The 10,665-nt window shown below is 46.8% G+C and carries 7 protein-coding genes and 2 rRNA genes; 2 read left to right on the top strand and 7 right to left on the bottom strand.

Annotated features, from left to right (window positions below):
- Positions 1-25: 25 nt before the first annotated feature.
- On the bottom strand, positions 26-1,645 hold the full coding sequence (locus tag AXFE_RS13670) for an AMP-binding protein (protein ID WP_200891295.1): 1,620 nt from the start codon (positions 1,643-1,645) through the stop codon (positions 26-28).
- Between the two features lie 1,110 nt (positions 1,646-2,755).
- Between AXFE_RS13670 and AXFE_RS13680 the strand changes: the two genes are divergently transcribed.
- A complete protein-coding gene (locus AXFE_RS13680) occupies positions 2,756-4,030 on the top strand; it encodes a glycosyltransferase family 4 protein (RefSeq protein WP_052606514.1) in 1,275 nt (424 codons plus the stop codon).
- Positions 4,031-4,091: 61 nt separating this feature from the next.
- Here the strand turns inward: AXFE_RS13680 and nth are convergent, their stop codons facing one another.
- The 3 genes from nth to AXFE_RS13695 form a co-directional block, all read right to left on the bottom strand.
- A complete protein-coding gene (gene nth, locus AXFE_RS13685; protein ID WP_052606515.1) occupies positions 4,092-4,763 on the bottom strand; it encodes an endonuclease III in 672 nt (223 codons plus the stop codon).
- Positions 4,764-4,991: 228 nt separating this feature from the next.
- Positions 4,992-5,486, bottom strand: coding sequence for a vitamin K epoxide reductase family protein (locus AXFE_RS13690; RefSeq protein ID WP_052606516.1), 495 nt, complete (start codon positions 5,484-5,486; stop codon positions 4,992-4,994).
- Between the two features lie 232 nt (positions 5,487-5,718).
- Complete coding sequence (locus AXFE_RS13695; protein ID WP_052606517.1) at positions 5,719-6,687, bottom strand: NAD-dependent epimerase/dehydratase family protein; 969 nt, start codon at positions 6,685-6,687, stop codon at positions 5,719-5,721.
- Between the two features lie 517 nt (positions 6,688-7,204).
- Here AXFE_RS13695 and trxA point away from each other — a divergent pair.
- Positions 7,205-7,582: a thioredoxin gene (gene trxA / locus AXFE_RS13705; protein ID WP_052606526.1), complete on the top strand. Its 378-nt coding sequence runs from the start codon at positions 7,205-7,207 to the stop codon at positions 7,580-7,582.
- Between the two features lie 1,176 nt (positions 7,583-8,758).
- Here the strand turns inward: trxA and AXFE_RS13715 are convergent.
- From AXFE_RS13715 to AXFE_RS13725, 3 genes are all read right to left on the bottom strand, one after another.
- On the bottom strand, positions 8,759-8,953 hold the full coding sequence (locus AXFE_RS13715) for an MBL fold metallo-hydrolase (RefSeq protein WP_152626098.1): 195 nt from the start codon (positions 8,951-8,953) through the stop codon (positions 8,759-8,761).
- A gap of 978 nt (positions 8,954-9,931) precedes the next feature.
- Positions 9,932-10,048 (bottom strand): 5S ribosomal RNA (gene rrf, locus AXFE_RS13720).
- A gap of 55 nt (positions 10,049-10,103) precedes the next feature.
- Positions 10,104-10,665 (bottom strand): 23S ribosomal RNA (locus tag AXFE_RS13725); the annotation flags it as partial.

Genomic DNA, 10,665 nt, shown 5'->3' on the forward strand with positions numbered 1-10,665 from the left:
AAAGTTCGCCCTTATTAGAGAAAAGCTAGTCCTTCGAATCTCGACGCAGTAAAAACCGCTGAATCTTACCGCTTGGGGTCTTGGGAAGGGCTTCGACGAAATTCACAAATCGGGGATAGGAGGTCTTTGAAAGTCGATCTCGAACGACTTGACGAATCTCCTCGGCGAGTTGGTCACTTGGCACCTCGCCCTCGCGTAGCACTACGTAAGCGCTAATAGCTTCGCCCCTTAGCTCGTCGGGGACCCCAATTACCGCGCACTCCGCAACAGCCCTATGCGCCATAATCGTTGACTCAACTTCAAACGGACCTACTCGATACCCTGCAGTCAAAATCACGTCGTCACTTCGACCCGCAAAGAAGAAGTTACCTTCATCGTCCATCGACGCCACGTCACCACTTAGGTAATAGCGGCCATCGCTAGAGAATCGCTCCTTTGTCTTTTCTAGGGCGTTATAGTACCCAGGGAACCAAAAAAGTGGCGACGCATAGGTATCAATCGCTACTTCGCCATCAATCCCAAATCCAAGTTCAACGAAGTCAGAACTAAGCACAACAGCCCTAAAGCCCATAGTGTTTTGACCCATCGATCCTGGTTTCACACTACGCCTCAGTCGTTCATCAAAGTGGTTATTTATCATCATGCCAAGCTCAGTTTGACCGTAATGGTCACGAATCTCAACACCAAGGGATTTAGCAGCCCAATCGATAACCTCAGGATTCAATGGCTCTCCGGCACTCGACATCCTCTCAAGCTTCGTGGGAATCACCTTATCGGAAAGGGCGGCTCTCATGGCGCGATAGGCCGTAGGCGCTCCAGCAAAGTTGGTCACATTGTATCTTTGCCAGATTCCTTCAATGTTCTTAGGATCAAATGGGAGATTCAAAAACAGAATCGAATGGCCAAGACTCAAAGGTCCGATAACGCCATAATAAAGGCCATATGCCCATCCTGGATCCGCCAAGTTCCAATAGGTGTCACTGCTTCTAATTCCTATACCAAGAGTCATGTAAGCCTCAAAGGCAGCCAACGCCCAGATAGGAACAGGAACACCTTTTGGAGTTCCCGTGGTTCCAGAGGTGTATATAAGAACGATCAACTCCATGGGATCTATATCTACGAAGTCGAGATAAGGCTCCTCGCTAAGAGCTTGAGCAAACGAGACGTCCCCGTCTACTTGTGTCTCCCCAACAACTATCACCTTGGCAATCGAACGTGAGAGGTCATCCAACTTAGCAACGTTTGCGCTATTAGTTACGACAAAGGCCGATTTAGAGTCTTCGACCCGAAATGAGATAGCATCGGTACCAAAGGCCGTAAATAACGGAACATAGACAGCGCCTAACCTCCAAATGGCTAATGCTGTAATGAGAAGCTCTGGACATTTTGGAAGCAAAACTCCTACACGATCACCGCGTTCGACCCCATGTTCAAAAAGATACGCCGCCAAGCGTGCCGACGAATCCCCGAGTTCATCTAGCGAATATTCTCTTGAGGAAGTTTCATCCACATAGATCAAACCACCCCTGCCATCTTTCGAGTGGCTCAAAATAGTCCGAGCCAAGTTATTAGGTCCCGACTTATATCGAGCCAATAGATCACTTAGGTAATCGTCAAGCCCCTTGCCCACATCTTCCATTTCCATGGCCTCCCCCTACGAAAAATTCAAACGAATACACCGTCTGCACAGACCGCAATCTACAACCACTAGGTAAAAAAATAAAATCGAAAGCAACAATCGCTCGCCAAAACCATGCAAGAAATTGCCCTATCGTTTCATCCATCACCAAGGTCGACCTCGCCTCATAGTCGTAGCAAGAGGCCATCCACGTGAAATATCCGATTCGCGGCTACGAGGGAACACGGCGGTCGCAAAATAAAATCGACGCCGATCTATAAAATCTCTGCACCATGCCTTGATCTAAAGGGAGATTACGTTAATCCCGTTGATCAGTGGCAATTGGTATTAGCCGATCGTGAACGTAGAATACCGCTTCAGGTAAGCACATGGGGTGATTATTAGGCTCGTAGCAATAGTTGCACCAACCAAAGAGGCTGGAAGATTCCATAGTTAATGATCGGCTTCTAAAGCCAAAAACCATTCTGGCCAAAGAGTTAGATTCAAAAGTATCAAAACTTCCAATGCTCAATTTGTCCTTCGATCCACATTAATACTTCCACTACATTAAAAAACAAAGAATTAAGAACTGAGTTTGGGTTAGATAAACCTCCACAAGAACAAGGTAACAATCAATCAGCCCCATGAAACCGGCTGGCCCAGTTGAAATGGCCCAGTTGAAATGGCCCAGTTGAAATGGCCCAGTTGAAATGGCCCAGTTGAGGTGGGACCTGATCTCACAAATAAGAAATATCTAAGTTTTCACTTATCGAGAAATCATCAATTACCCCAATAATGTGAAAGTGAATCAAATCGATCCTATCTTCAGGCTAAACAAGAATGGTCATGGCCATCCAACCTCACCCACTACAAAATTAGCAATTCTTTGATTAGAGCCACGTTCCTAAGGCATAACAAGGCCGATTTGACGAGATTCCCACTGCCCAAAGAACCACCAGGCGCCCAAGCGAAACGACACTTCCGAGAAGCTCGTCGACAAAAGGCACAAAGAATGAGAGATTTGGGTATCGAAAGAACTTCAGATCCGCATCCAACTCCCTTGAGTTCGCATCCTCAAAAATGCTTGGCCCCAAAAATGCCAAATTCGAACGCTTCAAAAGATAAGGGTAAAATTTAATGCGAAACAAGAAAATTGTCTATGTTCTAAAACGATTTCCACGCCTCTCAGAGACCTTTATCCTTGAAGAGATGCTTGGCCTTGAAAAAAAAGGCTTTGAGCTCCTCGTTCTTGCTATGGCTGACCCAAAGGAAAAGTTCATAGATCCAGACGTAGCCCAACTGCGAGCCTCGGTTATATATCTGGGCGAAGAAAAGCCAAACCAAAGCCCTATCGAGCTTTGGTCACAGATAATAAAAGAACACCTCTTCCTCAGCAAGTCCGACCCCCAAACCTACAAAGAAGTTATAGGAAGTCTGGTAATTCATGGTAATTTCACGGCATCCATGAAAAATATCGCATGGGGGATCAAGATCGCTCGCCTGTGTCAAGGGGAAGATGTTGGCCACATACATGGTGGTTTTGCTCACTCACCTGCAAGTGCCGGAATGATAGCCGCCAGAATCCTAAAGTTGCCATTTTCGATGGCGGGCCACGCAAAAGACATCTATACATCCTCGCCAGATTCACTCGCACGCAAGATCTTGCAAGCTCAATTCATATTGAGTTGTTCCAGTCGGGCTCGAGATGAGATACGAAGTAGAACACTCGATCTACTTCCCAAGGGCGAACTCGACAAACTCCTTTTAGTCCACCATGGAGTGGACTCAAATAGATTTCGTCCCCCAGAAACTAAACCATCGGAGCCTAACGGCGGAGAAATTACCCTCTTAGGAGTAGGGAGACTCGTCGAAAAAAAGGGTTATGCAACTCTCATCGATGCATTCGCAAAGGTTGCATGCGAACGTGAAGGTGTAAAACTTCGCCTAGTTGGAGACGGTCCACTTAAGAGTGAACTAAAAGATATGGTCAAGTCCTACCAGCTACAAGATCGAGTGCAGTTCTTAGGGGCACTCGAGAGAGACGGCGTACTCAAAGAGATGCAGTCCGCAGATATCTTTGTACACCCCTCGATAGTCCTTAAAAGTGGCGACCAAGATGGAATTCCTAACGTTCTCTTAGAAGCAATGGGCTGTGCCCTAGCGGTTGTTGGGGCAGACATTCAAGGCATCAAAGAGGTAATCACCAATGACCTCAACGGAGTAATAGTAAAAAGTGGAGATACTAGTGCTCTGGCCGGTGCAATCGTGGAATTAGTTGATTCACCTAAAAAACGACAAGCAATAAGTTCTAAAGGGAGGCAACAAGTAGTAAGGAACTACTCCAAAGAGGCAGCGATTGAGACGGTTTCATCATTGATGGCCATCTCGCTAGATAGCCTCCCAGTTCCATAGCTCCAAAGTGAAAAACCAAAGAAAACCCATCTTGAGCTACCCAAGGTCATTCAATAGGAGGTCAATCTTTAGCTAAGGCTATGAAAGCTGGGCACAGATCAGCCAATGCACATGCATGGCATCTGGGTTTTCTAGCTACACATACAGCCCTACCGTGAAGTATCATTCGAAGGCTCAAGGCCCCTCGATCCCGTGGTGGAACCATCTCATTGAGTTCAAGCTCGATCTTTACGGGATCCGACAAAGTGGTAAAGCCCAATAACTTGGAGAGTCGCATCACATGTGTATCAACAGGAAGGCCCGGCTTGTCGAAGGCTACAGACAATACAACATTGGCGGTCTTTCTCCCGACACCAGCCAGAGAGGAGAGACCCTCCATTTCATTGGGTAGCTCACCACCGCCCTCAAGGACGGAGCGGGCCATCGCGATCAAATTTTTTGCCTTATTATGGTAGAACCCCGTGCTCTTGATGATCTCCTCGACGTCAACGATATCCGCACTTGCAAGCAAGGTAGGCGTACCATAACTTTCAAAAAGTTTTGGCGTTACCATGTTGACGCGTTTGTCTGTGCATTGAGCAGAGAGAATAGTCGCAGCTAGCAGCTGAAAAGGTGTGCTAAAGTCCAATTCGCAAAGTTCGCGAGCCGTACCGGGATAGAGGTCACGCAAACGCGCAATAATCTCGGCACGTCGCTCATCTTCGCTCGAATCTCGAAAGCCGTCGTTAATCATTGACTCAGATCCTAAGAGTCCATTAGAGGAACTTGGGAGGAAGAATTTGCGAAATACTCGCCCATAAGGGTCTCATCTTCAAAAACACCTTAATACAAAAGCCAAATTTAAAGATCAACCCAGGGGTTTGTTACCCCTAGAACCCCTTGGTTTACCTGAAATGGTCGCATCATGTTATAGAAGAAGACAAGCATTCATATTCAATTTCCGGCTGTAGGACTAACGAGATCAAGCGGGTCGGCTAGAGCCCTTAAGTATCGAAAAAGAGTAAAGAACACCCAGGAAGATCGCCAAAGTCACAATATGAACTCCGCTACACCAAAGGCAGATCGCGTTGATAACCAGCAATTCAGCGTAGACCAACCACAGCACAAAGGCGATCGATGCGATGCTCATCGCCGTTCGCAAATAAAGCAAATTTCGTCTCGAAAAAAAGAGAGGAAAATTAACAATCGAATAGACGATAAAAAACCCAAGCCCCAACATGGAAACCGGAATTCCAAGAAAATACGATTGAGCCGAAGTCGTCACCTTTGCACAATTGATCGTTCCATTTTCAGGACAAGCCAACACCGCAGTGGTCGTGAAATGTGCATAAACGAGGTACGAGGAGATTGCGACACCTACCAAGCTCAGGATAAAGATGGCCCATGGCAACCATTTAGGAAGTAGGTCAACGTCCAAAGATGTTGATTTGGACTCGATGTCAACAGAACGCGCCAACAGAACTCCTTGCTTCGTCTATCCCTACTAGCTAACAACCAACTTAGCAACTCAAAGGGTCGACTTGTCGCCTTTTGCCATAGTGTAGGTCATCGCAGGGTCAATGCACTAACAAAAAAGGTTGAGTTTATCAAATAGATAAGGCGTTGGGCCCACCACGGAGACCCGATCCGAGCCTTGTGCAGAGTTCCCAGCTACTGCCCTTGTTCTAAATTACCCGAAAATGCTAACTTCAAGAAGCCGAGGGAGTCAAAGATAGAGCATCAGAGGTCCCTCGCATGGTCAGATCTGCACACATCCTTGAGATACCATCAACAAGCCTTACCGTTGGAATGTATCTCAGATTATATTTCGCACTATTAACATTTGCTATAGGTGTTGGAAAATCCAAATAGTCGTCCTTGTTGGAGCGAACTTCAATTGGACAAGCAAGTGCACCTTCGAGGAGATCAGCCAGTTGCAAAAAGGCTACTGGTCCACCACCAACATTTACAGCGCCTACATATTTCGATCTAGCGGCACAGATAAGCGCGCTAACCGCATCGTCGATATAGGTCAAATCTCGAGTCAGAGTTAGGTCTCGAGGTGCCATCAAGTACCCTCTAGCGAGAGTCTCACTGATTAGTCGAGAGATCAACGAGCCGGGCGCATCGCCAACACCATACAAAGGGAAAAATCGCAAGGATAGTACCGAAACCGTCGGCAAATCCAAACCGGAAAGTATCCGCTCTGCTTGAAACTTAGTGTGACCCACAATATCTCGGGGTCCGCATCTCATATGCTCATCGATTAATCGCAAATCATAGTGGCCATAAACCCGCCATGAAGAGGCATTCACAACCCTTATGGGCCAATCACAGCGGGCGAGCGCCTTGGCTAACATTGAAGTAGCTATGGTGTTATCTGCCAAGACCCGAGGAAAGTGATCAATATCGATCCGTTGATCCGAATTACCAGCTAGATGAAAGAGGCAGTCAACACCACCCAATAGCTCTCCGATGTCATCGACCGTGAGATCCGCCTCACAATAGGTAAACATCTCCTCGACACCGCTACCTCGAAGGTCATGTGAAAGTATCCTCTTTGTCGAAGTGTTGGGCGTAACATCCACGCCTAAAACCCGATGGCCATCCGCGAGCAACCTTTCAGCGAGGCTGGAGCCTAAAAATCCGGAGACACCGGTGATCAAAAAACTACCCAAAACAAACCTCCGAATCCGCGACTAACGCCACTACTCACCACTTCATGTTTAACCAAAAATCTTAAAAAAACATGATCAAAAGCTGTGTGTTAGCCTTCCTCATGTGGAAGATCAATAGACAACCAGAGTATATAAGGTGAAAAAAATAAATTTATTATCGGACAACATCCGGTCCCTCATCAAAATAGAGCCCCCGAGAAAGTTACAAACATCGAACCATTCGCACTCCATGGCAACTTAGCATTCGCCACGCAATGAAACTTCGTTTCGAACCCCAGCAACCAACGACAGATCTGAAGTTATTGCGAAAAAATAAGTTACCCCAGAAAGGCTGGCCCAGATTGCCCCGCCGAAGACACATCGAACATTCATCGCACCAACCAACGCTGGATCATAAATAGGCCATCGATTGCGCATCTGCGATAATTATTAACTAGATCAACTCCAAGCCCACTATTGGAATACCCTTAGGGGTATAATGGTTACAGTCTACAAAGGAATCTTAGGAAAGGTCACTATGTCTACCCTCGCACTAACAGTAGATAAATTTGAAGAGACAATAAAAAACAACGATATCGTGCTCATAGATTTCTGGGCAGCTTGGTGCGGACCTTGTCGTTCGTTTGCCCCAGTCTTTGAAGCCGCATCTAAGGAACACCCAGATATCGTCTTTGCCAAGGTGGATACCGAAGATCAGCAGCAGCTTGCTGCCTCGTTCCAGATTCAATCGATACCTACTCTAATGGCCTTTCGTGACCAGGTACTTCTTTACTCGCAACCCGGAGCGCTTCCTGCTAGCGCCTTAGCTAGCCTGATATCTCAGATAAAAGAGATAGACATGGACGATGTGCGTTCAAAGATTGAAAAAGCTCAAAGTCACGACCACACGCATTAAAGAACCCAAACCTCATATAAAAGCAAGTTGGACGTTACACATCCTCTCCTAGCCGTAACGTCCAACTATGCCGAACTAGCAAATCACCAGATGCAATCAGACCCGAAAACACCTCTCTGATACCCCGAACCTCTTCGTGCGCAACCTCGGTGAAGCTCTAGCTAACTAAATAAATCGGAATTCAAACCCAGGCGTCAACCTCGCCACGCACCTTTAAATAACTAACTCTGCGTACTCTTCTAGATGAAAAAACAAAACCAGAAGCGCTTCGTCCAAAACACCGAAACCAAGAAACGCTGCACCAGAAGCACAATTGACAAAAGAACCATGACAAAAGACCCACAGTAAACAACCCGGAGCACCTAAAACATTTGGAATAGGGTCTGATTGCAAGATTTCAACGCCAAGCTGACCACTTGCTGGTACCTCTTCGACGCTGATCGGTCAAAATCATGAGATGATGAGCCATCGGTCACTCCGGCCACTATGGCGCCAAAGAGCAATCTAAATATTGGAAAAACAAGGGCGCCGCGCCATTACCATTCAAAGATCCACTCCTTATGGGAAAGCCCAACATTAGCCAAAGCAAGAGAGAGAGGGCGACCGCGATTGTAGGTAATAGTGTCGCGAGTTACTTCTGCGTAGGTCAAGGCAAAGGAGTTAGAAGGACATAGTCGGCCATCGCTCGATACAAACTACCAACAATTCTCTCTTTATCTAAAAGCGAACCAAAGTCACCTAAATTAAATTCGAGAGCAGCTTGTAGTAAGGAAACCCTGTTAGCAAGCGCATCGCGTGCACCCACAGCCACAAACTCAAAATACTAACGACAACTCGTAAATATTCGTCCGTCACCGATTGGACCACGTCCAGGGACCACAACGCCAAAATCAAGGTCCTTGAGAGCATCAATTGTCGATAACCATCCAGCAACCGATCCCATTAACGCAAAAGAGGTACCTTTATTAAAGGCCAAATCACACCGGCAACCAAAACTTTACTCTCAGGTCGATAGACCACCACATGGCCTATAGTGAGAGCTGGAAAACCTAAATGAATCAAATCAACACTGAGATCTTCCAAACAGACTGTAGCGCGGTCACTAAATATAATATCGGGCGAGCGCTTTGTGATCTTACCCCAATGGACTTCATTAGAGTTATCATCAGGAGGAAGTTACTCCGAAAAGGCCATCTCCTGACGACAGTTCTCATGAGCTAATACGTGTTCCGTATCGACAAAATCATTCCAATTGGTATGGTAACCAAGAAAATGCGTATTGATCAATGCGCTATAGCGACTTCCAAAAAGGAAGGAAAAGGCCAAAAGCAGCCGATCGATTCGTGGCTTGGTACAAGTAGTATCCACCATAACCCCTTGGCCGTATTCCCCGACTATCAACCCTGATTAATTGATATACCAACTACCGTCGCTCTGAATGTAGGCAAAGACCCCATCGCCAACCTCCCTCAGAACACGATCATCATTACAGACCCGAACAAAATCACTCATAGCCAACCCTAGCGCATGCTTCAATCTCAAATGAAACAACCCCTAAAAACCAACTAGGAATAGGAGCACAAACAAACAGCCCTAGAAAAAACAAATAAAGGGTAAAATTCATTCAAAAGAGATTTATAAAAAAACAAATCTAACCGCTTTAACGGCAGAACCGAAAAATCCAAATCAGTACCCAATAGCCCAATCGGCACACAAAGCGCACATAAATCAATGGGGTCCAGAAACGCAAAAAACCCCCGTCCTCTGCCCTTTGAACAAACCTCCAAAACGCACAATTGCCAAGAAATCTGCTAACCAGGAGAAGACCTAAGCGACTACCGAACGTTCAACTAGGGTAATACGCGACTGCAACCAGAATATGCGACCACAAAAAAGCAGTAAAATTCAATCGATCTATCGGCGTATCGATTAGTTAATCCTCTCAAGAATTGCTTTACGGGAAAGATCTAGCGACGTAATAATCAATCATGTAACTATTTGAATAAAAGCAGTAAGTACCAGCAAAGAGACAGCGGCAAAAACAAACGTACCAACAAGGTTGTGCCCGTTGAAGTGCCGGACAGTCCTTACATCAATTGGATAATGCATATCAACTCGATCCAATAATATTAACATTAGGTAAACATTATCCTAACATCGATTAACATCATAGGAACTGCCGAATAAAGAACTTAGCACAAAATAGCCAATCGAATGACAAATGACCCGGCGAAACACAAGCTCGACTTGGCCGAATCGAAAGAGGAAAACCAACCCACCACTGCAAAAACGCATTAAACCAAAATGAGCGAAGCTACCAATGTAGCTTCGCTCATTTATCAAATATATATCCGGCGGCGTCCTACTCTCCCAGGGAGTTGCCCCCCAAGTACCATCGGCGCTGGCAGTCTTTACTTCCGTGTTCGGAATGGGAACGGGTGTTTCCCCGCCGCTATGGCCACCGGAATATCTTGGTTGCTCGAATCATCGAGCTACCTATAGCGAGCACGAGCTTTATATTTAGCTCCAAGCCCTCGGCCGATTAGTACCGGTCAGCTGAATGTGTTGCCACACTTACACTTCCGGCCTATCAACGTGGTAGTCTGCCACGGGCCTTACCAGGTTAACCCTGTGGGAGACCTCATCTTGGAAAGAGCTTCGCGCTTATATGCTTTCAGCGCTTATCCCTTCCGTAGGTTGCTAACCAGCCATGCCCCTGGCGGGACAACTGGCACACAAGAGCTACGTCCGTCCCGGTCCTCTCGTACTAGGGACAGCCTTCCTCAGGTCTCCTGCGGCTGCATCGGATAGGGACCGAACTGTCTCACGACGTTCTAAACCCAGCTCGCGTACCGCTTTAATGGGCGAACAGCCCAACCCTTGGGACCTACTACAGCCCCAGGATGCGACGAGCCGACATCGAGGTGCCAAACCTTCCCGTCGATATGGACTCTTGGGGAAGATGAGCCTGTTATCCCCGGGGTACCTTTTATCCGTTGAGCGACGGCGCTTCCACACGCTACCGCCGGATCACTATGCCCTGCTTTCGCATCTGCTCGACTTGTAAGTCTCGCAGTCAAGCT

The organism is Acidithrix ferrooxidans, assembly GCF_000949295.1.
Classification (GTDB): Bacteria; Actinomycetota; Acidimicrobiia; order Acidimicrobiales; family Acidimicrobiaceae; genus Acidithrix; species Acidithrix ferrooxidans.